At 70.1% G+C, this 22,852-nt stretch carries 20 protein-coding genes and 1 rRNA gene; 10 read left to right on the top strand and 11 right to left on the bottom strand.

Features of this window, described 5'->3' with window-relative positions:
• Positions 1 to 91 (top strand): 5S ribosomal RNA (gene rrf, locus AB0D74_RS40585); the annotation flags it as partial.
• Between the two features lie 68 nt (positions 92 to 159).
• Here rrf and AB0D74_RS40580 read toward each other — a convergent pair.
• Positions 160 to 708 (bottom strand): isochorismatase family protein, encoded by a 549-nt coding sequence (locus AB0D74_RS40580; RefSeq protein ID WP_362598642.1) that lies wholly within the window; start codon positions 706 to 708, stop codon positions 160 to 162.
• Between the two features lie 122 nt (positions 709 to 830).
• Here AB0D74_RS40580 and AB0D74_RS40575 point away from each other — a divergent pair, with 122 nt between their 5' ends.
• Complete coding sequence (locus tag AB0D74_RS40575; RefSeq protein ID WP_362598639.1) at positions 831 to 1,370, top strand: GNAT family N-acetyltransferase; 540 nt, start codon at positions 831 to 833, stop codon at positions 1,368 to 1,370.
• On the opposite strand, the gene AB0D74_RS40570 is transcribed toward AB0D74_RS40575, so the two are convergent.
• From AB0D74_RS40570 to AB0D74_RS40530, 9 genes are all read right to left on the bottom strand, one after another.
• Positions 1,367 to 2,881: a type IV secretory system conjugative DNA transfer family protein gene (locus AB0D74_RS40570; RefSeq protein WP_362598636.1), complete on the bottom strand. Its 1,515-nt coding sequence runs from the start codon at positions 2,879 to 2,881 to the stop codon at positions 1,367 to 1,369. The genes AB0D74_RS40575 and AB0D74_RS40570 overlap by 4 nt on opposite strands.
• Before the next feature lie 11 nt (positions 2,882 to 2,892).
• Positions 2,893 to 4,308 (bottom strand): ATP-binding protein, encoded by a 1,416-nt coding sequence (locus AB0D74_RS40565; RefSeq protein ID WP_362598633.1) that lies wholly within the window; start codon positions 4,306 to 4,308, stop codon positions 2,893 to 2,895.
• Between the two features lie 14 nt (positions 4,309 to 4,322).
• A complete protein-coding gene (locus AB0D74_RS40560; RefSeq protein WP_362598630.1) occupies positions 4,323 to 5,882 on the bottom strand; it encodes an SCO6880 family protein in 1,560 nt (519 codons plus the stop codon).
• Positions 5,879 to 7,228 carry a hypothetical protein gene (locus AB0D74_RS40555; RefSeq protein WP_362598627.1) on the bottom strand — a complete coding sequence of 450 codons (1,350 nt, stop codon included), beginning with the start codon at positions 7,226 to 7,228 and terminating at the stop codon, positions 5,879 to 5,881. The genes AB0D74_RS40560 and AB0D74_RS40555 overlap by 4 nt, the downstream gene beginning before the upstream one ends.
• On the bottom strand, positions 7,218 to 8,051 hold the full coding sequence (locus AB0D74_RS40550) for a hypothetical protein (protein ID WP_362598624.1): 834 nt from the start codon (positions 8,049 to 8,051) through the stop codon (positions 7,218 to 7,220). The genes AB0D74_RS40555 and AB0D74_RS40550 overlap by 11 nt, the downstream gene beginning before the upstream one ends.
• A gap of 140 nt (positions 8,052 to 8,191) precedes the next feature.
• Positions 8,192 to 8,500, bottom strand: a complete 309-nt coding sequence (locus tag AB0D74_RS40545; RefSeq protein WP_089101683.1) for a hypothetical protein — start codon at positions 8,498 to 8,500, stop codon at positions 8,192 to 8,194.
• A 336-nt stretch (positions 8,501 to 8,836) separates the two neighbouring features.
• Positions 8,837 to 10,144: a S53 family peptidase gene (locus AB0D74_RS40540; protein WP_362598620.1), complete on the bottom strand. Its 1,308-nt coding sequence runs from the start codon at positions 10,142 to 10,144 to the stop codon at positions 8,837 to 8,839.
• A 372-nt stretch (positions 10,145 to 10,516) separates the two neighbouring features.
• Positions 10,517 to 11,881 (bottom strand): S53 family peptidase, encoded by a 1,365-nt coding sequence (locus tag AB0D74_RS40535; protein ID WP_362598617.1) that lies wholly within the window; start codon positions 11,879 to 11,881, stop codon positions 10,517 to 10,519.
• Between the two features lie 294 nt (positions 11,882 to 12,175).
• Positions 12,176 to 12,778, bottom strand: coding sequence for a TetR/AcrR family transcriptional regulator (locus AB0D74_RS40530; RefSeq protein ID WP_362598614.1), 603 nt, complete (start codon positions 12,776 to 12,778; stop codon positions 12,176 to 12,178).
• Between the two features lie 108 nt (positions 12,779 to 12,886).
• Between AB0D74_RS40530 and AB0D74_RS40525 the strand changes: the two genes are divergently transcribed.
• The 5 genes from AB0D74_RS40525 (at position 12,887) to AB0D74_RS40505 (ending at position 17,520) form a co-directional block, all read left to right on the top strand.
• On the top strand, positions 12,887 to 13,795 hold the full coding sequence (locus AB0D74_RS40525) for an oxidoreductase (RefSeq protein ID WP_362598611.1): 909 nt from the start codon (positions 12,887 to 12,889) through the stop codon (positions 13,793 to 13,795).
• A gap of 103 nt (positions 13,796 to 13,898) precedes the next feature.
• Complete coding sequence (locus tag AB0D74_RS40520) at positions 13,899 to 14,666, top strand: SDR family oxidoreductase (protein ID WP_362598608.1); 768 nt, start codon at positions 13,899 to 13,901, stop codon at positions 14,664 to 14,666.
• A 101-nt stretch (positions 14,667 to 14,767) separates the two neighbouring features.
• Entirely contained in the window at positions 14,768 to 15,541 is a 774-nt protein-coding gene (locus AB0D74_RS40515; RefSeq protein WP_362598605.1) for a trypsin-like peptidase domain-containing protein, read from the top strand.
• Between the two features lie 73 nt (positions 15,542 to 15,614).
• Entirely contained in the window at positions 15,615 to 16,634 is a 1,020-nt protein-coding gene (locus AB0D74_RS40510) for a bifunctional lytic transglycosylase/C40 family peptidase (RefSeq protein ID WP_362598602.1), read from the top strand.
• 193 nt (positions 16,635 to 16,827) lie between these two features.
• Positions 16,828 to 17,520, top strand: coding sequence for a phosphatase PAP2 family protein (locus AB0D74_RS40505; RefSeq protein ID WP_362598599.1), 693 nt, complete (start codon positions 16,828 to 16,830; stop codon positions 17,518 to 17,520).
• A gap of 67 nt (positions 17,521 to 17,587) precedes the next feature.
• Here the strand turns inward: AB0D74_RS40505 and AB0D74_RS40500 are convergent, their stop codons facing one another.
• Positions 17,588 to 19,150: an FAD-binding oxidoreductase gene (locus AB0D74_RS40500; RefSeq protein WP_362598596.1), complete on the bottom strand. Its 1,563-nt coding sequence runs from the start codon at positions 19,148 to 19,150 to the stop codon at positions 17,588 to 17,590.
• A gap of 364 nt (positions 19,151 to 19,514) precedes the next feature.
• Here AB0D74_RS40500 and pstS point away from each other — a divergent pair, with 364 nt between their 5' ends.
• The 3 genes from pstS to pstA all read left to right on the top strand — a co-directional run bounded on the left by pstS (position 19,515) and on the right by pstA (position 22,843).
• Positions 19,515 to 20,645, top strand: coding sequence for a phosphate ABC transporter substrate-binding protein PstS (pstS, locus tag AB0D74_RS40495; protein ID WP_362598594.1), 1,131 nt, complete (start codon positions 19,515 to 19,517; stop codon positions 20,643 to 20,645).
• A gap of 144 nt (positions 20,646 to 20,789) precedes the next feature.
• On the top strand, positions 20,790 to 21,800 hold the full coding sequence (pstC, locus tag AB0D74_RS40490; RefSeq protein ID WP_362598591.1) for a phosphate ABC transporter permease subunit PstC: 1,011 nt from the start codon (positions 20,790 to 20,792) through the stop codon (positions 21,798 to 21,800).
• Positions 21,797 to 22,843 (top strand): phosphate ABC transporter permease PstA, encoded by a 1,047-nt coding sequence (gene pstA, locus AB0D74_RS40485; RefSeq protein ID WP_362598588.1) that lies wholly within the window; start codon positions 21,797 to 21,799, stop codon positions 22,841 to 22,843. The genes pstC and pstA overlap by 4 nt, the downstream gene beginning before the upstream one ends.
• Positions 22,844 to 22,852 lie beyond the last annotated feature (9 nt).

Raw genomic sequence — 22,852 nt, 5'->3', positions numbered from 1 at the left:
GCCCGGTTACATTCCGAACCCGGAAGCTAAGCCTTACAGCGCCGATGGTACTGCAGGGGGGACCCTGTGGGAGAGTAGGACACCGCCGAACAATTATTGGGAAAGGCCCACGCCGTATGGCGTGGGCCTTTCTGCGTTTAAGGACTCGGGACTCGGGATTCAGAACGCGACGTCCGCCGTCTCGACCGTGCCGCCCTTTCGGCCCGGCGCCTCCTGCCAGCCCCAGTAGAGGTTCGTGTGCGAGATGACCTGCTCCGGGGCCGGCGCGCCGTACGCCGTGAGGTCTTCCGTGGTGTGGGCGTCGGAGACCAGCGTCGCGTCGTATCCGCGGACCATCGCGCCGTGCAGCGTGGAGCGGATGCAGGCGTCGGTCTGGGCGCCGGTGACGAGCACGTGGCCCACGCCGTGCTCGGCCAGAACGGACTCCAGCTCGGTGTCCTCGAAGGAGTCCCCGTAGCGCTTGTGGAGGAGGGGCTCGGCGGCCTCGCGGACGAGTTCCGGGACGTACTGCCAGGGGGCGCTGTCCGGCTTCAGCTCGTCGCTGGAGTGCTGGATCCAGACGACGGGGACCGCCTCGGAACGGGCCTTGGCGAGCAGGGTGTTGATGTTGGCGATGACCTCGTCGCGGTTGTGGGAGCTGTCCACCACCCCGTTCTGCACGTCCACGATCAGCAGGGCGGTGTTCGGGCGGTTCGGGAGAGTTGTCATGGCGCCCACCGTAGACCTCGGCACTGACAGACCGACGGACAGACCGACGGACAAACCAGGTGAGTGCGGTGGACGGTGAGCGTTAGCGTGAGCGTATGAGTGCTACGGCCAACGATGATTACGTGATTCGTGCGATACGGGCCGACGAGTGGGAGGCCGTGAAGCGGCTGCGACTCGTCGCGCTACGGGATCCGGTCGCGGACATCGCATTCCTCGAGACCTATGACGACGCCCTGGGGCGGCCGGACTCCTTCTACCGGGAGCGGGCGGCGCGGTCGGCCGAGGAGCCCAGCGGCGCGCGGCAGTTCGTCGCGGTGGCGGCGGACGGGGAGTGGGCCGGCACCGCGACCGTGCTGATCGAGGAGGCCGGGACCGCGGACTGGGCCGGATTCCCGGTCGAGCGGCGGCAGGGGCATGTGGTGGGGGTGTTCGTGCGGCCCGGGCACCGGGGGAGCGGGCTGATCAAGGCGTTGTTCGACGCCGGTGTGGCGTGGGCGCGGGAGCGGGGTGCGGAGCGGGTGCGGCTCCTGGTGCACGAGGACAACCCCCGGGCCCAGGGGGCTTACCGCAAGGTCGGGTTCGTGCCCAGCGGAGTGACCGTGCAGCTGGAGGCGGACGCCGGGAAGCGGGAGTTCGAGTTCGTGCTGGAGTGGCCGGTCTAGGCCGGCAGTTCCCGGTGCGGCCAGCGGGAGCGGGCCTGTTCGTGGGAGCGGAGCAGGGCGAGGGACGGCAGGCCCTGGTCGGTGCCGGCGGCCAGGAGGTCGGGGAGCTGGGGCAGCGGGGCCACGGCCGCCACGTCGTCCAGGACCAGGGTCAGTGGTGGGTCGAGCCGACCGGAGGATGACCGTTCGGCCATGCGCCGGCCGTGCTCGACCACGCTGGAGACGAGGGCCGTCAGGAGAGGCATCGCGCCGGGGTTGGTCCTGGGGTCCTCGATGGATTCACCGACCACATAAAGCGTGCCCCCTTCGTCGATGAAGGAATCCAGGGCGAGGGCATCGGATCGGTTCGGTGTGCAGGCCTCGCGGATGTTGACCGTGAAGAGGGCGGCGAGCGCCCTGGCCGTCAACTCTTGCGCGATGTCGCGGCGTTCGGGGTGGGAGGTGAGGGCGGCTTCCAGCTCGCCCGCTGCGCCGGGGGCGGCCTTCGGGTGGGTGCGCAGGGTCCGTACGGCGTCCTGGATGCCGGTGCCCTGGGCCCAGCGGTGGACGTGGCGGACGGTGCGGTTCTCCAGGGCGGCGGCGTGCAGGTAGCTGCGCAGGAGGGTCTCGGCCGTGTCCGTGAGCGTCTGGTCGATCTTCGCGGTGGGCCGGACCGGGGCGAGGAGGGCCTGGGCGCGCCGGATCGCGGTGGGCTTGTCCTCGCAGTGGGCGGTGGGGGACCAGTGGAACCGGGCGGGGGTGTCGCAGAGGTGGTTCGGGTCGTAGAGGAGGACGGGGCCGAGTTTGGCTCTGGCGTCCTTCGTCTCGGACCAGAGGGCGGGGTTCGAGGTGACGACGAGGGCGGGGCCGAGTGCGTCCTGGATCGCCTGGGTCGCGGTCGCCTGCCGGCTCTCCCGCGGTGCGACGTGGATTCTGGTCCAGGTGTCCGGCCGCCGGTCACCGTCGGCGGAGGGGTGGATGTCCGCCAGGGTGCGTTCCGGTTCCGTGGCGGACGTGGGGACCGCCGGCTCCCGTACGGCCTCGTGGAAGACCTCCGGGACGGCCGCCTCCTGGAAGACCGGCCGGCGGGCCTCCCGGACGGTCTCCGGCTCGGGGCGGGGCTCAGGAACCGGGGTCGTGCCTCGGCCCTGCGCCGTCGCCGCCCGTCTTCTCCGGCCGGCCCGCCACCGGGTCACCGTCCCCAGGACGAACACGGCGAGGACGATCAGGACCATCAGCTGGCCGATGAACAGGCCCCAGAACAGTCCCCAGCCGGCCAGTTCGGCCGCCGGTGTGTCCGGCCAGGCGCCCGTGATGTCGTGCGGGGAGCCGACGAGGTGGCGCATCGCGAGCGGGGTGTGGGAGAGGTTGACCGTCGACGGCCAGCTGCCGTGGGCGAACCAGGCCGCGAGGCCCGTCGCCGTCCACACCATGATCGTGATGCCGAGCAGGAACCCGAGTATGCCGATCAGCAGGCCGTCGGGGATCCCGCCGCCCTGCTGGTCGCGTTCCTGCCGAGGGTCCGGTCTCACGAACGGCCTCCCTACGCCACCGTCGATTCGGAGTCGCCGAGGTGCTGCTCCACGAAGGCCGCCGCCCGCTGTTCCGCTTCCAGTTCGGCGGCGAGGAGGGCGTCGTCCTCGGCCATGACGTCGCTGGAGGACTCGGTCATCGCGCGGTCCGTGAAGACGAGCGGGCGTTCCGTCTCGGTGACCAGGTGTTTGACCACCTGGACGTTGCCGTTGACGTCCCAGACGGCGATACCGGGGGTCAGGGTCGGGATGATCTCGACCGCCCAGCGGGGGAGACCGAGGACGCGGCCGGTCGACCGTGCCTCGTCCGCTTTCTGGGCGTAGACCGTCCGTGTCGACGCCATCTTCAGGATCGCGGCGGCCTCCTTGGCCGCCGCGCCGTCGACGACGTCGGACAGGTGGTGGACGACGGCCACGAAGGACAGGCCGAGCCGGCGGCCGAACTTCAGCAGCCGCTGGAACAGCTGGGCCACGAACGGGCTGGCGATGATGTGCCAGGCCTCCTCGACCAGGAAGATGCGCTTCTTGCGGTCGGGGCGGATCCAGGTGTGCTCCAGCCACACGCCGACGATCGCCATCAGGATGGGCATGGCGATGGAGTTGCGGTCGATGTGGGAGAGGTCGAAGACGATCAGCGGGGCGTCGAGGTCGATCCCGACCGTGGTCGGGCCGTCGAACATGCCGCGCAGGTCGCCGTCGACCAGGCGGTCCAGGACCAGGGCGACGTCCAGGCCCCAGGCCCGTACGTCGTCTATGGCGACGTTCATGGCCTCGGCCGACTCGGGTTCGGGATGCCGTAGCTGCTCGACGATGTCCGTCAGGACGGGTTGGCGGTCGAGGATCGTCTCGTTGACGTACGAGTGGGCGACCTTGAGGGCGAAGCCGGAGCGTTCGTCGAGGCCGTGGCCCATCGCCACCTCGATGATGGTGCGCAGCAGCGCCAGCTGGCCGGTGGTGGTGATGGCCGGGTCCAGCGGGTTGAGGCGGATGCCGTGGTCCAGGGCCGCCATCGGGTCGAGCCGGATCGGCGTTATCCCCAGCTCTTCCGCGATGAGGTTCCACTCGCCGACGCCGTCCTCGCCCTGGGCGTCCAGGACGACGACCTGGCGGTCGCGGAAGCGGAGCTGGCGCAGGACGTAGGTCTTCTCCAGGGCCGACTTGCCGTTGCCGGACTCGCCGAGGACGAGCCAGTGCGGGGCGGGGAGCTGCTGGCCGTAGAGCTGGAAGGGGTCGTAGATGTAGCCCTTGCCGGAGTACACCTCGCGGCCGATGATGACGCCCGAGTCGCCGAGGCCGGGGGCGGCCGTGGGGAGGTAGACCGCCTGGGCCTGGCCGGTGGAGGTGCGGACCGGGGAGCGGGTCGTCTCGACCTTCCCGAAGAGGAAGGACGTGAAGGCTTCGGTGAGGACGGACAGCGGGTCCCTCATCAGCGCATCAGCCTCTACCTTCGGATTCCGGTGGCGAAGGGCAGTGTGTTCACGAACGCGCGGTGGTGCTCGCGGTCGCACCACTCCAGCTTCAGGTACGACTTTCCGGCGGACGCCCTTATCGTGCGCTTGTCGCGGTTGAGGGCTTCCGGGGTGCGGGAGGACACGGTGATGTAGCCGACCAGGTTGACGCCGGCGGCCCCGCTGGCCAGGTCCTCGCCGCGCTGGTCGAGGCGGGTGTGGGCGGCGATGTCGCGGGGGTCGACGGTCCGGTTCATCTTGGCCGCTCGGGACGCCTCGGCCTCGTCGTTCGTCTTCTCCGTGAGCATGCGCTCGATGGCGACCTCGGTGGGTTCGAGGTCCATGGTGACGGCGACCGTGCGGATGACGTCCGGGGTGTGGACCAGGAGCGGGGCCAGGAAGTTGACGCCGACGGGCGTCATCGGCCACTCCTTCACCCAGGCCGTGGCGTGGCACCAGGGCTCGCGGGTGGAGGACTCGCGGGTCTTCGCCTGGAGGAACGTGGGCTCCATGGCGTCGAGTTCGGCCGGCCAGGCGTTGCGCTGGGTCATCGCCTGGATGTGGTCGATGGGGTGGTCCGGGTCGTACATGGAGTGGATGAGCGAGGCGAGGCGGCCCTGGCCGAGGGGCTGGCGGACGCGGATGTCCGCCTCCTGGAGGCGGGAGCAGATGTCGGTGAGCTCGCGGGCCATGACGACCGCGAGGCCGGCGTCGCGGTCCAGTTTGCGGCCGGCCTGGGGGCGGGCCGCGCGGGCCATCGCGTGGGCCTCGGCGGCGAGTTCGCGGGAGTAGTGCATGCAGGCGACGAGGTAGGCGCGGTGCTGCTCGCTGCTGGTGGAGACCATGGACTGGAGCTGGTCGTAGGAGCGGGACAGCCAGTCCGGGGCCTTCTCGTCGCCGCGCTGGGCGACGTCCTTGGCGTGGGCGTCGGGGTCGGCGGGGAGGGTGCGGGCGAGCATCTGGAGGCGGGTGACGAAGCCGTCGCCGTTGGCCACGTGCTTGAGGAGGGTGCCGAAGCGGTCGACGAGGGCTTCCTGGTCCTCGGAGTCGCGCAGGCCGACGCCGGGGCCCTCGATCTCGATGGCCGCGGTGACCGTCTTGCGGTCCGCGTGCAGGAGTACGGCGATCTCGTCGGGGCCGAAGGGCGCGGCGAGCCAGGTGAGGCGGCCGATGCCGGGCGGCGGGCCGATCTCGACCTCGCGTCCGTCGAGGCGGGTGCCGGCCTCGGAAGCGGTGGAGCGGTAGACGGTGCCGTTGCGCAGGGTCCGCTTGAAACTGCGGTTGATCTCGAACCACTTGTAGAAGGTGCGGCGCTTGTACGGCACGTAGACCGCGGCGAGCGCGATCAGCGGGAAGCCCATCAGGAGCACGATCCGCAGGGAGAGCACCGGGACGAGGAGCCCGCACATCATGCCGAGGAACGCGCCCGCGATGATGAGCACGATCTCGCCGGACTCACGGTTCCTGCCGATGATCGCGTTCGGCCTGGCGCGGCCGATGAGATACGTACGGCGGGGCGTGATCGGATGGGACAGGTGGGACTCTGTCGTCAACGCCCTTCACCTCCCGAGCTGTTGTTGCGGGTGTTGCCGGCGTGCGGGGTGTTCACCGGGCTGGGCGCCCGGGGTGCGGGTGCGGCGGAGGGGACAGTTCCGCCGCCACCACCGTTCTGGTTGCGGGTGCTGTGCGCGGCGACGCCGCCCGAGACGGGGTTGGCCGGGCGGGCACCGGAGGCACCGGAACCGCCGCCCCCGCCGCCGTTGTTGTCGGCGCGGGCGCTGTGCGTTCTGATGCCCTGGGCGACGAGGTTGGCGGGGCTGCTGATGACGGCGGCGGCCTTGCCTTCGGCGCCCTGCATGATGCGGTTGCTGCGGCCGGCCGCGATCTCGTCGCCGAAGCCGGGGACGAAGCGGTAGATCATCGCGCTGGCGAAGATGGCGAGCAGGATGATGGCGAGGCCGGAGACGACGGCGGAGAAGGAGTCCGGGCCGCCGTCGGAGGACAGGGCGCCGGCGAGGCCGAGCACTATCACGATGACCGGTTTGACGAGGATGACCGCGATCATGATGCCGGCCCAGCGGCGGACGTGGCCCCACAGGTTCTTGTCGACGAGGCCGGAGTAGACGACGGTGCCGAGGAGGGCGCCGACGTAGAGCAGGGCGGCCCTGATGACGAGCTCCAGCCAGAGGACGCCGGCGGCGAGGATGCTGACGAGGGAGACGACGATCAGCATGATCGGGCCGCCGCCGATGTTGTCGCCCTTGTTGAGGGCGCCGGAGAAGGTGCCGAAGAACGTGTCGGTCTGGTCGCCGGTGGTCTTGGCGAGGACGTCGCTGACGCCGTCGGTGGCGGAGACGACCGTGTAGAGGATCAGCGGGGTGAAGGCGGAGGCCAGGACGGTGAGCCAGAGGAAGCCGATGGCCTCGGAGATGGCGGTGGAGAGGGGGACGCCTCGTACCGCGCGCTTGGCCACGGCCAGCAGCCACAGGACCAGGGTGAGGATCGTCGACGCGGCGAAGACGACGGCGTACTGCTGGAGGAACTTCTCGTTGGTGAAGTCGACGTTCGCGGTCTCCTTGACGGCGCCGCTGAGCTTGTCGACGGTCCAGGAGGCGGCCTTCGCGCACCCCTGGGCGAGGGAGGTGAGGGGGTCCAGGGTGGAGGTGAGCGGGTCGGTGGTGGAGCCGCTGCTGCCGCTGGAGCCCTTGTCGCAGAGATTCAGGGACGGACCCGTGAGTCCGGTGCAGTTGCCGTTGCTAGGGGTGGCGGACGGGGTCGCGGAGGGGGTGCCGGTCGGCGACGGGGCCGCGGTGGCGCGGGCGGCCAGAAGGATGGCGGAGGCCTGCACGGAGGCCACCAGGCCGGTCAGCTTGAGCACGCGGTGCTGGCTAGCGGGCATACGTGAACCCTCCGAATTCCTGGACCGCCTTGCTGATCTCGTCGGTCCCGGAGACGGGGTTGTCTCCGGTGACCGGGGTGGGGCCGGTGGTCTGGCTGGACTCCAGGACCTTCCAGTCGCCGCCGCTCCAGTTCAGTTTCATGGTGATGGTGAACCAGTTGCTGGTGACCGGGGTGGTCGACTTCGTCCCGGCCATGCCGAACAGGCCGTTGCACCACACCTCGACGGTGGCGGTCGCGTCGCTGTACGACGTGACCTTGGTGCCTGCGGGCAGCGTGCGGTTGACGAAGGTGCTGCCCTGGGGGGCCGTACCGTCGGTGTTGAGGCCGGCCCTCTTCAGGAAGTCGGCCGAGTAGTCGGCATCGAAGCCGGACTGCATGCTGTTCATGACGGTGGGGTCGGCGACGGTCTGCACGATCGAGTGCCGGGTGGCGGTGATGAACATGCCGTCGGAGCCCAGCGCCGTCGCGTAGTTGGCCCCTGCGCTCTGTGCGCCCTGCTGGGTGTGTGCGTACCCCGTCGGGATGCCGTCGCTCTTCGTCTCCACCGGCCTGGTTCCGCTGGCGGCCGTCGAGGACGTGCCCGGGCGGCTTCCGTCGCCGGAGCTGCCGGTGCCCGTGGTGTCCGAGGAGGTGTCGTTGCCGCCTCTGTTCGCGAAGGCGATCGCTGCGATGAGGAGGACGACCACGCCGACGACCGTGACCAGGCTCCGGGAGGAGGAGCGGCCGGCGCGGCGGGCGGCGCCTCCGTAGGGGTCGCCCTCGGGCAGGCGGGTGCGGGTGTGGCCGGTCTCCGGGTAGCCGGGCTCGTCTCCGAGGCTCATGCCGGGTACTCCCCCTCCACGTCGTACCGGAACGCGTAGCAGTACGACGGTAGCCGTGCTGGTTCCCGCGCGGGCGCGGTGTGGTGACTCGACATCAGGGAGACGCAACCTCGGAGCGGGGAAGGGTGAGGTCCAGGCAGCTAGACGGCCATGCCGTACACGATGGTGAACAGGGTGCCGAGCGAGCCGATGATGAAGACTCCGGTCAGTCCGGCGATGATGAGGCCCTTGCCCTGTTCGGCACTGAAGGTGTCGCGGAGGGCCGTGGCGCCGATGCGCTGTTTGGCGGCACCCCAGACGGCGATGCCGAGGCAGAGCAGGATGGCGACGGCCATGACCACCTGGATCATCGTCTTCGCTTCGTTGCCCAGGCTGCCGAAGGGGCCCCAGTCCGGAGCGATTCCGCCGATGATGGTGTTGATGTCACCCTTGTCGGCTGCAAGGAACATGTAAGTCACCGCCCCTGGTGGGTAGTTCTGTCCGCCCCTGCTCGGTGCAGAGGTCACGCATCATTCTCGCCGACAACGTCGCCGGAGTATGTCGACTTGACGTCATTGATTGGCGGGTTTCGTGCGAAGGGATCGTACGGTCACTCTGTGTATCACGGCAGGTCACGCCGGGCAATGAGGCCTGGGCGGAACCTGTGGTGTAGTTCCGTCGTTATGCCCTTTTACGACCTGGCGGGGTTTTTGACGGCCAGTCGGGTGAACGTCACCGTCCCGATGTTCTCATGACGAACGGGCCGCGGCTGGTTGCCGCGACCCGTGTGGGGGTGGAGCCGGGTACTAGTTGGCGAAGGCCGAGATGCCTTCCGGGGTGCCCCAGCCGGTCGGACCGTCGTAGCCGGTCTCGGCGGTGCAGAAGTACGCGGTGGAGCAGGAGCCGTTGTAGCCGCTCGTCACGTCGTTGAGGGACGAGGTGCCCGCGTAGTCGTAGGGGTACTGCGCCGGGTAGGTGCCGCTGGCCGGGGTGCCGGCGAGGGCGTAGACGCCGGCGATGATCGGGGCGGAGACGCTGGTGCCGCCGAAGGTGTACCAGCCGGCGGTGACGCCGTAGGAGTCGTAGACCGAGACGCCGGTGGCGGGGTCGGCGACCGCGGAGACGTCGGACTCCATGCGCTTGGTGCAGCCGGTGTCGGTCTGCCAGCTCGGCTTGGCGTCGTAGGAGGAGCAGCCGGAGCCGGTGCCCTCGGAGCTGGAGGTGCGCCAGACGGTCTCCGTCCAGCCGCGGGTGGTGGACGAGGTGGACAGCTTGGTGCCGCCGACCGCGGTCACGTACTGGGAGGTCGCCGGGTACTCGGCGCCGTAGTCGCTGTCACCGGCGGAGACGGTGATCGCGACGCCCGCGTGCTTGTAGTACGAGGTGTCGTACGTCGTCTGGGAGGAGGACTCGGAGCCGCCGTAGCTGTTGGAGACGAACTTGGCGCCGAGGGCGACGGCCTCGTTCTCGGCGGTGCCGAGGTTGGCGTAGCTGGCGCTGGTGGCCTCGACGAGGGTGATGTTGCACAGCGGGCAGATCGCGGAGGCCATGTCGAGGTCGAGGGAGATCTCCTCGGACCAGCCGGCGTCGGAGGAGGGCAGCGAGGTGGTGGAGCCGGTCTGGCTGACCTTCTTGAAGCAGCCGTTGGCCGTGGTGCAGGCGGACAGGCCGTAGTACGAGCGGTAGGTCGCGAGGTCGGCCTCGGCGTTCGGGTCGTTGTACGCGTCGACGATCGCGATGGTCTCGCCGGAGCCGTTGGAGGCGGCGGCGGAGGTCAGGCCGTAGGCGGACCGGAGGTTGGTCGGGCTGTAGCCGGAGGGGGTGGAGGCGTCGGCGGCCTTGGGGGTGATGCCGGTCCTCGCGGCCTGCTGCTTCTGGAAGGCGGTGAGGCCTCCGGTGACGCGGTAGGACTTGCAGGTGAGGTCGCCCGTGTGCTTGGGGGTGGCACAGGGGGTGGCGACGTAGGTCACCTTGCCGGACGCGGTGGCGGCGGCGTCGGCCTGGACGGCCGTGCCGAAGCCGGCGAACACCAGCGCGGCGGTGGCAGCCGCGGCGGTGCCCAGCCGGCGCCAACCGCGCTGCAACGAGGATCTGTTGGGGGGAGTGGAACGCATGCGTGCAGCCTCCTGATGTTCCTGAATGGGGTGGAACAGTTCGAACAGGGGCGGTGCGGGTGCGATCTGGTGCGGCGGTCCGCGACGAGAATCCTTTGTTGAGTACGCGACAACAAGACCCATCGGGAATCCTGACTTCCGCATTGCCGAACGGGGCGTTCGCGTGACCGTCCGATGGCGGCCCGTTGGACTGCGGGTGACGGGCGCTTGACTCAACTCACAGCTGGCTCACGGGAGTTGCAAAGGCACGAAAAACGGGCCACGGCCGGCTGCCGTGGCCCGTCTCTCTTTCCCTGCCGCCGAGGGGACCCCACGTCCCCCTCACGGTGGCGGCTCCCCGTGACCCGACGGGGAGGTCAATCGGTGAAGGGCTCAGCCGGTGAAGGCGTCGGTCCCCTCGGGGGTGCCCCAGCCGGTCGGGCCGTCGTAGCCCGACTTGGCGGTGCAGAAGTACGAGGTGGAGCAGGTGCCGTTGTTGCCGCTCGTCACGTCGTTGAGGGCGGAGGTGCCGGCCGCGGCGTACGGGTACTCGGCCGGGTAGTCGCTGCTGCCCGGGGTGCCGGCGAGGGCGTAGACCGAGGCGATGAGCGGCGAGGAGGCGCTGGTGCCGCCGTAGGTGTTCCAGCCGGTGCCGTCGTCGCCGTAGGAGTCGTAGACGGAGACGCCGGTGGCCGGGTCGGCGACCGCGGAGACGTCGGCGATCATGCGCTTCGAGCAGCTCGCGTCGGTCTGCCAGGTGGGCTTGGCGTCGTAGGCGGAGCAGCCGGAGCCGGTGCCCTCGGTGGAGCTGGTCTTCCAGACCGACTCGGTCCAGCCGCGGCTGTTGGAGGAGGTCTTCAGGGCGGTGCCGCCGACGGCGGTCACGTAGCGGGAGGCGGCCGGGTACTCGGCGCCGTAGCCCTCGTCACCGGCGCTCGCGGTGATGGCCACGCCCGCGTGCTTGTAGTACGAGGTGTCGTACGTGGTGTCCGAGGAGGACTCGGAGCCGCCGTAGCTGTTGGAGACGAACTTGGCGCCCAGCTTGACGGCCTCGTTCACCGCGGTGCCCAGGTTGGCGTCGGAGGCCGACTTCGCCTCGACGAGCAGGATGTTGCAGTTCGGGCAGGTCGCGCTGACCATGTCGAGGTCGAGCGACTCCTCGCCCGCCCAGCCGCTGTCGGCGGAGGGGAGGGAGGTGGTGGAGCCGGTCTGGGAGACCTTCTTGAAGCAGCCGTTGTCGGTCGTGCAGTCCGACAGGCCGTAGTACGAGCGGTAGGTCGCGAGGTCTTCCTCGGCGTTCGGGTCGTCGTAGGCGTCGACGATGGCGACGGTCTCGCCCGAGCCGTTGGAGGCGGCGGCGTCCGCCAGGCCGTAGGCGGACTGGATGTCGCTCGGGCCGTATCCGGTGGGGGAGTCGGAGGCGGCGTTCGGCCTGACGGTCTTCGGCGTGACGCCCTTGAGGGCGGCCTGCTTCTCCATGAAGGCGGTGGTGCCGCCGGTGACCCGGAGGGCGTTGCAGGCGGCGAAGCCCGCCTTCGGGGTGGCGCCGCAGCCTGCCTTCTCGTACCGGACGTGGGCCTTGGCGACCTGGGCGGCGACGGCCTTGGCGCTGACCTTGTGGGTCGCGGCGGTGGCCGCGGAGGCGTGGGCGGCGGTGCCGAAGCCGGCCACGAGGAGCGCGGCGGTGGCGGCTGCTGCCGAGCCGACCTGACGCCATCTGCCGCGTATGTGGGGGGAGTTGGGGGTGGGCGTACGCAACGTACAGCCTCCTGGGAGAGGTGGGACAGAGGCCTGCGGGTGGGGGACCACCGGTGTGGTTGCCGGTGGGGGCGGCGGCCCGCGACGACCATCCCCTTGTTGAGTACGCGACAACAAGGTGGGTTTCGGAATCCTGACTTCCGCGTTACTGAAGCGCGGGAAGGGCTTACTGATCATTGGGGCCCGGATGGCCGGAAGTTGGGGTTCGGTTGACCTGAAGCCCGTTCCGGGCGGGGCTCAATGCGCGTTGATCGGGGCGTACCGAGCCGTCGCGCGGCTCCGATCGAGCCTGGATCAGCGGGGCTTGAGGCCGTGCAGGAGGAGGTGGACGTGCTGGTCCAGGCCGGCCAGGGCCGCTTCCGGCGGGAGGGTGCCGTTGGTGGCCAGCACGGCCAGGCCGTGGATGCAGGCCGCCGCCGCGAGGGTGACGGCCTCCGGGTCGCCCTGGACGATCTCGCCGCGCCGCTGGGCGTCGGCGACCAGCTGGACGAAGCAGCCGAGGGAGTGCTCGGCCGCGGCGGCCAGCTCGGTGTCGGCTTCGGGGTCGTGCTTGCGGGAGTACATCAGCTCCAGCAGCTCGGGGTGGTCGACGGTGAAGGTGACGTAGGCGCGGGCCAGTGCGGTCATGCGCGGTTCCAGGGCGGCGTCCGGGAGGTCCGCCGAGTCCAGGGTCTGGTTCAGCCGCTCGAACCCGCTGAGCGCGAGCGCGTCCAGCAGGGCCTGCTTGTCCTTGAAGTGCCGGCCGGGGGCGGCGTGGCTCACCCCGATGTCTCGGGCCAGCTCGCGCAGGGACAGCGCGGCGGTGCCCTTCTCGCGCAGGGTGCGCTCGGCGCTCGTGAGCAGGGCGGCGCGCAGGTCTCCGTGGTGGTAGGGGCGGCTCGGCGGCATGAGCGCCATCGTAACCCGATGTAGTCGTTGCCAGCTTTGTAGGCGGTGGCATCTTTGTTGACGTTGCCATCTTTGTTGTCATTGACAGCATTGTTGGCGACGCCTACATTGGCGGGCATGGCTGAGAAGAATCGCAAATGGAACGTTTCCGACCTCCCCGGGCTCGCCGGCCGTACGGCCGTGGTCACCGGTGCCAACAGCGGCCTCGGCTTCACGGCCGCGGACGCGCTGGCCCGGGCGGGTGCACACGTGGTGCTGGCGGTACGGGACCCGGAGCGCGGGCGGGCCGCCGCGGCACGGGTGACCGGCAGCACCGAGGTCCGCCGCCTGGACCTGGCCGACCTGTCCTCGGTACGGGAGTTCGCCGCGGGCTGGGACCGGCCGCTGGACCTCCTGGTCAACAACGCGGGCGTGATGATGCTCCCGGAGCTGCGCACCAAGGACGGCTTCGAGATGCAGTTCGGCACCAACCACCTGGGCCACTTCGCGCTGACGAACCTGCTGCTGCCCTACCTCACGGACCGCGTGGTCACCGTCTCCTCGGGCCTGCACCGGGGCGGCGACGGGATGATCCACTTCGACAACGTGAACCTGGAGGGCGCCTACAACCCGACCCGCGCCTACGCCCAGTCCAAGCTGGCGAACCTGTTGTTCGTGCTGGAGCTCCAGCGCCGGCTCGCGGCGGCAGGCTCCCCCGTCCGCGCCCTCGCCGCCCACCCCGGCTACGCGGCCACCAACCTGCAGAGCCACACCGCCAACCCGCTGGCCCGCCTGGGCATGCGGCTCGGCAACCGGCTCCTCGCCCAGGACGACCGCGCGGGCACCCTCCCCACGCTGTTCGCGGCGACCCAGGACCTGCCGGGTGCGAGCTATGTCGGCCCGGACGGCCTCGGCGAGATGCGCGGAGCACCGACCCTGGTCGGCCGCAGCGCGGCGGCGAGCGACCCGGCGGCGGCCCGCAGGCTCTGGACGCTGTCGGAGGAGCTGACGGGGGTGCGCTGGCCGCTCGGCGTCGAGGCCGCGTGACCGCCCAGTTGCCGGACGCCCGGCCGGCCCGTCGCGGTACCCGGATACGGTGAGCGGATACGACGGGTACAACGGACAGGACGGTGCTCCGGGAGGTGGCCGGATGAACGGCGGCGCCGTGGACTTCACGCTCGGCGGGCGGACGGCCCTGGTGACCGGGTCCGTGCGGGGGCTGGGCCTGGAGATGGCGCGGGGGCTGGCGGGCGCCGGTGCGCGGGTGGTCCTCAACGGCCGGGACGCGGCGACGCTGGAGGAGGTGGCGGCGGCCCTGCGCGAGAACGACGGCCTGGATGTCACGGGCGCCGCCTTCGACGTCACCGACCGCGAGGCTGCCGAGGAGGCGGTGACCGCCCTCGGCGCGATCGACATCCTTGTCAACAACGTGGGCCACCGGGACCGCAGGGGCGTCGAGGAGATGGCGCCGGACGAGCTGTCCGCACTGCTCGACGTCCACCTGACGTCGGCGTACGCACTGAGCCAGACGGTCGCCCGGGGGCTCGCCGCCCGGGGCACCCCGGGCCGCATCATCAACGTCTCGTCCGTCGTCGGCCAGCTCGGCCGCATCGGCGACGTCGCCTACGCCACGGCGAAGGCGGGCCTCGACGGCCTGACCCGGGCCCTCGCCGCCGACCTGGGCCCCAGCGGCACGACCGTCAACTCGGTCGCCCCGGGCACCTTCGCCACCGAGGTCAACGCGGAGCTTGCCGAGGACCCGGAGTGGGGCAGATGGCTGCGGACCCGGACCTCACTGGGCCGGTGGGGCCGCCCGGCCGAGATCGCGGGCATCGTCGTCTTCCTGGCGAGCGACGCGGCGTCCTTCATCACCGGCCAGACCATCGCGGTGGACGGCGGGATGACGACGACGTTCTGAGGCCGTCCGGCGGGGTGAAACCGGCCGCAAGGGCGGTTCCCAGAAAAATCTCAGTGAAGTCGGGAACCGTTTCTCACCTTTGTGGGAGACAGTGGGCGCTGATGAAGCGCACCTCACGCATCTCCGCCCCCCTGCGCCGCGTCGCGCTCTGCGCTGTCGTCGTGCTGGCCGCCACCTCGGCCTCCGTCGCGGCTGCCGACGAAGCGGCGGGGCCGTTCGGAGTGACCGCGGTGGTCGGGGCCACGCCGGAGAGCGCGAGGGTCGGGGCGCTGTTCGGCGCCGACCGGGCCGGGAGCCTGTCCGGCAACCACTTCTGCACCGCATCCGTCGTGCACAGCCCGCAGCGGGATCTGATCGTCACGGCCGCGCACTGCATCGACGGGGACGGTGACGCCGCCGGGCTGGTGTTCGTGCCCGGCTACCGGGACGGGCAGGCGCCGTACGGGGTGTGGAAGGTCGGGAAGCGCTACCTGCCCGACGGGTGGGCCCACGGGCAGAGCGAGGACAGCGACGTCGCCTTCGCCGCCGTCGAGGAGCGGGACGGGAAGCGGGTCGAGGACGTGACCGGGAGCAACCGGTTCGCCGCCGGGGTGGCCACCGGCGCCACCGCCGTCACCGTCACCGGGTACCCGGACTCCCGGGAGGTGCCGGTCAGTTGCACCAACAAGCCCGTCGCCCACAGCGCCACCCAACAGCGCATCGACTGCCCCGAGTTCACGGGCGGCACGAGCGGGAGTCCCTGGGTGAACGGGGACCACGAGGTGGTCGGGGTCCTCGGCGGGCACGAACAGGGCGGGTCGACCGCCGACGTCTCGTACAGCGTGGTGCTCGGCCGGGAGGCCGCCGAGCTCTACAAGGACGCCGTCGACGGCTGAGACGGCGTCACATGCGCCGTCTTCCTGTGAAATAGCGCCACTCTCGGCCGAAATGGCGTTGAACAGCCCTGACATGGGGGAGGGTTGGGGCGTGCGGAAAGTATGGGTGATCGGTGGCGCGGCGACGGCGCTCGGCGTCAGCTTCGTCATGCTGCTCGTCGTCGGCGTGTACGTCGTCGCCGGGAACCTTCTCAACGGGGTCGGCGGCACCGGCAAGACCCTGGCCAAGGGAGCCGTGCCGGCCGCGTACTCCAGCCTCGTGCAGAAGTGGGGCAACCTCTGCTCGGCCATCAACCCCGCCCTGCTCGCCGCACAGCTCTACCAGGAGAGCGGGTTCAACCCGCGCGCGCAGAGCGCCGCCGCCGCGCAGGGGATAGCGCAGTTCATCCCGGGGACCTGGGCCACCCACGGCATCGACGGGAACGGGGACGGGGTCCGCGACGTCTGGGACCCGAACGACGCGATCCCGTCGGCCGCCTCCTACGACTGCCAGCTGGCGTCCTACGTGAAGGACGTGCCCGGCAACATCTCCGACAACATGCTCGCCGCCTACAACGCGGGGGCGTACGCGGTCATCAAGTACAAGGGCGTGCCGCCGTACAAGGAGACCCAGAACTACGTCAGGACCATCACCACCCTGGAGCAGAGCTTCGCCGCGCCGGTCAGCCGGCTCTCCCCGACCAAGCAGGCCGCCGGGGCCATCAACTACGCCCAGAACAAGCTCGGCACCCCCTACCTCTGGGGCGGCAACGGCACCGCGGCGGACAACGGCCGCTTCGACTGCTCCGGGCTGACCAAGGCGGCGTACGCCAGTGTCGGGATCACGCTGCCGCGGGTCGCCAACGACCAGTACAACGCGGGACCGCACCCCTCGCGGAGCGAGCTGCTCCCCGGGGACCTCGTCTTCTTCTCGACCGACCTCTCGAACTCCCGCGCCATCCACCACGTGGGGATCTACGTCGGCGGCGGATACATGATCGACGCGCCCTACACCGGGGCCGTGATCCGGTTCGACCCCATCGACTCGGCCGACTACTTCGGGGCCACCCGGGTCACCGAGGATGGCGCGAAAGCGCTCCCCACCACGGTGTGAACGGAGCGTATAACCCACCCCCTGAGCTGGGGGTTTGTATCTCTCTTCGATAACGTCTGCGTGATCATTCGGTGGAACCTGGAACGTAGTGGTGTGGGCCGTGCGTTCCTGTTGACGTAGCCGACCACGGGGGTGGCAGCGAGCGACGCACACCAGGTGCGTCCCGGAACGACGACGAAGGGGCCGCAGCGCGATGGCTGTAATCGCCGAATCCGGGTCGAACCCTGACGTCGACCTGCTCTACGACATCAACGGCCTGGCCAAGGACGCGCCGCACTGGTTCGACCGGGCCATGGAGTTCGTCGGGGAGTACGGGCTGCTGGTCGCGATGGTGCTGCTGGTGGTGTGGTGCTGGTGGTCCGTGCGGCGCCGGGCGGACGAGGACGTGCCGTCCACCATGGCCGCGCTGGTGTGGGCGCCGCTCGCCGCCGCGATCGCCGTCCTCGTGAACGTTCCCATCCGCGGCTTCGTCGAGCGGCCCCGGCCGTTCCTCACCCACCAGGGGATCGACGTCCTCGTCTCCGGCAAGACCGACTACTCCTTCGTGAGCGACCACGCGACGATCACGATGGCGATGGGGGTCGGGCTGTTCGTCGCCAACCGGAAGTTCGGGGCGGCGGGGATAGGGCTGGCGCTGGTGGAGGGGTTCTGCCGGGTGTACATGGGGGTGCACTACCCGACGGACGTGGTCGGGGGGTTCGCGCTGGGTACGGCGGTCGTGCTGCTGCTGTCTCCGGTGGCGACGGCCCTGCTGACGCCGGTGATGAAGGCGGTGGAGGGGTCGTCGCGGGTGAGATGGGTCGTGCGGGGGCGGTCCGCGGGCGTGGGGCTGGTGCCCGGGGGTCGTACGGCGGTCGAGGCGGAGGAGCGTGACCTGGCGGCGTAGGCGCCCCGTAAGGGGCGCGGGGAACTGCGCGAGCAGCTCCCACGCGCCCGCAGGCGAAGACGACCCGCTACAACCCCTGCGGGGAAGAGAAGAACCGGTTCGGGTCGTACTGCTTCTTGACCTTGGTCAGCTTGGTCACGGCGTCGCCGTAGTACGCCTTCTTCCAGTCCGTGAGCGTCGGGTCCGTGTAGTTCTGGTAGGCCGCGCCGGAGGCGTACGGCCTCATCGCGGTGTGTGCCGCGTTCAGCCAGGACTGGCCGATGCTGCCGGAGGCCCCCGCGCCCCACGACACGATGTACTGCGCCAGCATCCGCGACCGGCGGTGCACGAACGCCGTCGCCGTCGGCGAGACGCGGTTCACCGCTCCGCCGAGCGCCGTGAAGGCGATGCTGCCCGCGCCGCCGCGGACCGCGGAGATCTGCCGCAGGGCGGTCTGGATGCCGGCCGCCGAGAGGGAGCGGTCGAAGAAGTCGGAGCGGGCCGTGTACGTCTCGCGGCCGAGCTTTCCCTGGGGGGAGCGGCCGGGCGTGGAGCCGGGCAGGTGGCACTGCGGCTCGGTGGAGAAGGAGGAGCAGCCGGCGTAGATCTCCATCGCCTCCTCGTAGCCGTGGCGGCGCAGCGAGACGGAGGAGGCGTTGGCGCCGGCCTTGTGGGCGAGGGCGTCCACCGCGTTCTGGAGCTCGCCGTACGTGCCCATCGAGAAGCAGGCGACCGAGACGCGCGGGCCGCTGCCCGAGTTCTCCAGGTGCAGGGAGGACCAGATCTCGTCCGGCTGGGACGGGCCCCACTCCTGCCAGGCCTTGAAGACCTGCGCCGCCTTCGCCCACGGCCAGGTCAGGTACGCCGTCACGCCCTGCGGGGTCGGGTGGGTCCTGAACTGCAGCTCCGTGACGACGCCGAAGTTGCCGTTGCCGGCGCCGCGCAGCGCCCAGAAGAGGTCCTTGTTCGTCGTCGCGTTGGCCACGACCTGGGTGCCGTCCGCCGTGACCAGCGTCGCCTGGGTGAGGCTGTCGCAGGTCAGGCCATAGGCGCGGGACGCGACCCCGTGGCCGCCGCCGAGCACCAGGCCGGAGACGCCGACCGTGGGGCAGGAGCCCGCGGGTATGGTCACGCCCTTGGCCGCGAGGGCCCGGTATACGTCGATCAGCTTGGAGCCGGCGCCGACGACCGCCGTACCGCCGCTGACGCGGATGCGGTTCAGCTTGGAGACGTCGAGGACGAGACGGCCGTCGCCGGAGGAGTAGCCCGCGTAGGAGTGGCCGCCGTTGCGGATCGAGACCTTCAGGGCGTGGGCCTGGGCGTACGACAGCGTGGTGCGGATGTCGTCGGCGTGGGCCACGTAGGCGACCGCCGCCGGCTTCAGGCCGTCGAACCGCGTGTTGTAGAGCTGGTGGGCGGTCGTCCAGGAGGCCTCTCCGGGGCGGACCAGGGTGCCGTCCAGGGCGTGGGCGAGGGCCGTCCAGTTGGCCGCAGCCGCTGCGCTGGTGGTCTTCAGCGCCGTACGAGAGGATGTGGTCGCGAGTGGCGCGCCGGTCGTGTGGGACGCCGTGGCGCCGCCGGAGCTGCACCCCGTCAGTGCGGTCGCCGCGAGGGTGGCCGCCCCGCCCGATATGAAGGAACGCCGTTCCATGCCCGTGCCTTTCGCGTCGGCTGTCGTGGGACGAGACGGCGTCCGTCGCACACGGGTTCCCGTGCGGTGTAACGAACGCTGTGACGTCGTAACGACTGCGATGGCGAACGGCGAAGAAATGTTCGTGTAACCCGCTCGTTGGAACCGGCATGTGCCCTCACCGTAAGCATTCCGTGACCTAACCGGGTTGACGGCAGGGGTTCACCCTCCGTTCACCTACGGCCATCGGTCGCTTCACCTGTTCTGCCTAATTTCGGCCTTACCGGGTGCGGTGAGCGGTCGTAAATGCCCAGTCAGGAGGCCCTCGCCCACCACTTACTTCGCACGCCGCCGAAGGTGGCGCCTCTGGAAGGAACTCCCGAAAGTGAAGCTTCAGCGCAAGAACCGGCTGCGCGCCCTGTCTCTCGGTGCTGTCGCTGTCTCCGGCGCCCTGGCCCTGACGGCGTGCGGCTCGGACGACAACGGTGGCGGCAGTGGTTCGAGCACCGCCTCGGCCTCTTCGAACGCCAGCTCCATCAAGTGTGACGACGCCAAGGGCCAGCTGCTCGCCGACGGCTCCTCCGCGCAGAAGAACGCGATCGACGCCTGGGTGAAGAACTTCTCCCAGGCCTGTGGTGTGCAGATCAACTACAAGGGCTCCGGCTCCGGTGCCGGTGTGACCGCCTTCACGCAGGGCCAGGTCGCCTTCGCCGGTTCCGACTCGGCGCTCAAGCCGGAAGAGGTCACCGCCTCCAAGAAGGTCTGCTCCGGCGGCCAGGGCATCGACCTCCCGATGGTCGGCGGCCCGATCGCCCTCGGTTACAACGTCCCGGGTGTCGACAACCTGGTTCTGGACGCTCAGACGATCGCGAAGATCTTCGACAGCAAGATCACCAAGTGGAACGACGCGGCGATCAAGAAGCTGAACCCGTCCGCCAAGCTCCCCGACCTGAAGATCCAGGCGTTCCACCGCTCGGACGAGTCGGGTACGACGGACAACTTCACCAAGTACCTGATCGCGGCCACCCCGGCCAACTGGAAGTACTCCGGCGGTAAGGCCTGGCAGGCCAAGGGCGGCCAGTCCGCTCCGCAGTCCGCGGGTGTGGCCCAGCAGGTCAAGCAGACCTCCGGCGCCATCGGCTACTTCGAGCTCTCCTACGTCTCGGACGGCATCAAGGCCGTCTCGATCGACACGGGTGCCAGCGCGCCGGTCGCCCCGTCGACCGAGTCCGCCACCGCCGACATCGCGGCCGCCAAGGTCGTCGGCACCGGCAAGGACCTGGCGCTGCAGCTCGACTACAACACCAAGGCCGAGGGTGCGTACCCGATGACCCTGGTCACGTACGAGATCGTCTGCGACAAGGGCAACAAGGCCGACACCCTCCCGGCGACCAAGGCGTTCCTGCGCTACATCGCCTCCGAGGACGGCCAGAAGCTCCTCTCCACGATCGACTACGCCCCCGTCCCCGACGACATCATCGCCAAGGTCCGCACCACCATCGAGGGCCTGAGCTAAAGATCCGCGAGTGCGGCCGAGTTCCGTGAGGAGCCCGGCCGCACCGTCCGGTGCACCGCCGCCCGGAGCCGTACGCCCCTACGTGTGGGACGTACGGCTCCTCCGAGCCGCCCCCCAGGGCGACTCCGCAGACCGGAGAACCCGATGGACATATCGACGCAAACAGCAGACGCATCTCCCCCGACGCCCCCACAGCCCTCCGCGGCCCAGCAGAAGCGCAACGCGCGCGGCGCCACCCGGGTCGGTGACCGGGTCTTCCTCGGTCTCTCCCGCGGATCCGGCGTCCTGCTCCTGGTGATCATGGCCGCGATCGCGGTCTTCCTCACCTACCGGGCAGCCCTCGCGATCAACCGCGACCACGGCAACTTCCTCACCACCTTCGAGTGGAACACCAACCTCATCCCGCCGACCTTCGGCATCGCGGTCCTCGCCTTCGGCACGATCGTCTCCTCGATCATCGCCATGGCCATCGCGGTCCCGATCGCCGTCGCGATCGCGCTGTTCATCACGCACTACGCGCCCCGCCGCCTGGCCGGCCCCGTCTCGTTCGTGGTCGACCTGCTCGCCGCCGTGCCGTCCATCGTGTACGGCCTCTGGGGCGCGCTGATCCTCGTGCCGCACATGACCGGCCTGTTCAGCTGGCTGAACGACTACTTCGGCTGGACCGGGATCTTCTCCTGGGACGGCGGCGCCCCGCGCTCGATCCTGACCGTCTCGATCCTGCTCGCGATCATGATCCTGCCGATCATCACCAACGTGAGCCGTGAGGTCTTCCGTCAGGTCCCGCAGATGCACGAAGAGGCCGCCCTGGCCCTCGGCGCCACCCGCTGGGAGGTCGTCCGGATGTCGGTGCTGCCCTTCGGGCGCTCCGGCGTGATCTCCGCCTCGATGCTCGGCCTCGGCCGCGCGCTCGGCGAGACGATGGCCGTCGCCACCGTGCTCTCCCCGGACTTCGACATCCACGCCAGCCTGCTCAACCCGGGCGGCGGCACCTTCGCCCAGAACATCGCCAGCAAGTTCGGCGAGGCGACCTCGGACGGCCGTGACGCGCTCATCGCCTCCGGTCTGGTCCTCTTCGTCATCACCCTGCTGGTCAACGGCGCGGCCCGCATCATCATCCAGCGCCGCGCAGAGTACTCGGGGGCCAACGCATGAGCACCGCAGCAGCCAGCACCCTGCGCGGTGCCACGCTCCCCAAGTGGTCGTCCTACGCCATCGTCGCCGGCGCCATCGTGCTCGGTGTGGTCATCGGCCTGGTCGGCGGCCTGGACAGCAAGATCCAGTGGGGCCTGATCGCCGGTCTCCTGTACGTCCTCGGCACCTATGTCGTCGCCGCCCGCGTCGAGGGCCGCCGACAGGCCAAGGACCGGGTCGCGACCTCCCTGGTCTGGGTCGCCTTCATCGTCGCCGTGGTCCCGCTGGTCTCCCTGATCTGGGTGACCGTCTCGCGCGGTGTGAAGGTCCTCGACCCGTACTTCCTCAGCCACTCCATGGGTGTCGTCCAGGACTCCGAGCCCGGCGGCGGTGCCTACGCGGCCATCATCGGCTCGCTGGAGCAGGTCGGCCTCGCCACCCTGATCGGCGCCCCGATCGGCATCCTCACCGCGGTCTACCTCGTCGAGTACGGACGCGGTCGCCTCGCGAAGGCTGTCACCTTCTTCGTGGACGTGATGACCGGTATCCCGTCGATCGTCGCGGGTCTGTTCATCCTCAGCCTCATGCTGATCTTCGACATGCAGCCCTTCGGCTTCGCCGGATCGCTGGCCCTGGCCATCCTGATGATGCCGGTGGTCGTGCGCTCCACCGAGGAGATGCTCAAGCTCGTCCCGAACGAGCTGCGCGAGGCGTCTCTGGCGCTCGGCGTGCCCAAGTGGCGCACCATCCTGAAGGTGGTCCTGCCGACCTCGATCGGCGGCATCACGACCGGTGTCATGCTGGCCATCGCCCGTATCGCGGGTGAGACCGCGCCGGTGCTGCTGCTGGTGTTCGGCAACCCGTTCATCAACAACAACCCCTTCGAGGGTGCGCAGTCGTCGCTGCCGCTGTTCATCTACCAGCAGTACGCGAACAGCGCCGGTGCCAACGCGGCCTACGACCGTGCCTGGGCGGCCTCGCTCACGCTGATCGCCTTCGTGATGATCCTCAACCTGGTGGCCCGCGGCATCGCCCGCTGGAAGGCCCCCAAGACCGGTCGCTGACCGGCCGAC

The organism is Streptomyces sp. NPDC048278 (genome assembly GCF_040652195.1).
Lineage (GTDB): Bacteria > Actinomycetota > Actinomycetes > Streptomycetales > Streptomycetaceae > Streptomyces.
Note: the sequence above shows the minus strand (reverse complement) of the source record. Positions and strands in the feature narration are given on the sequence as shown.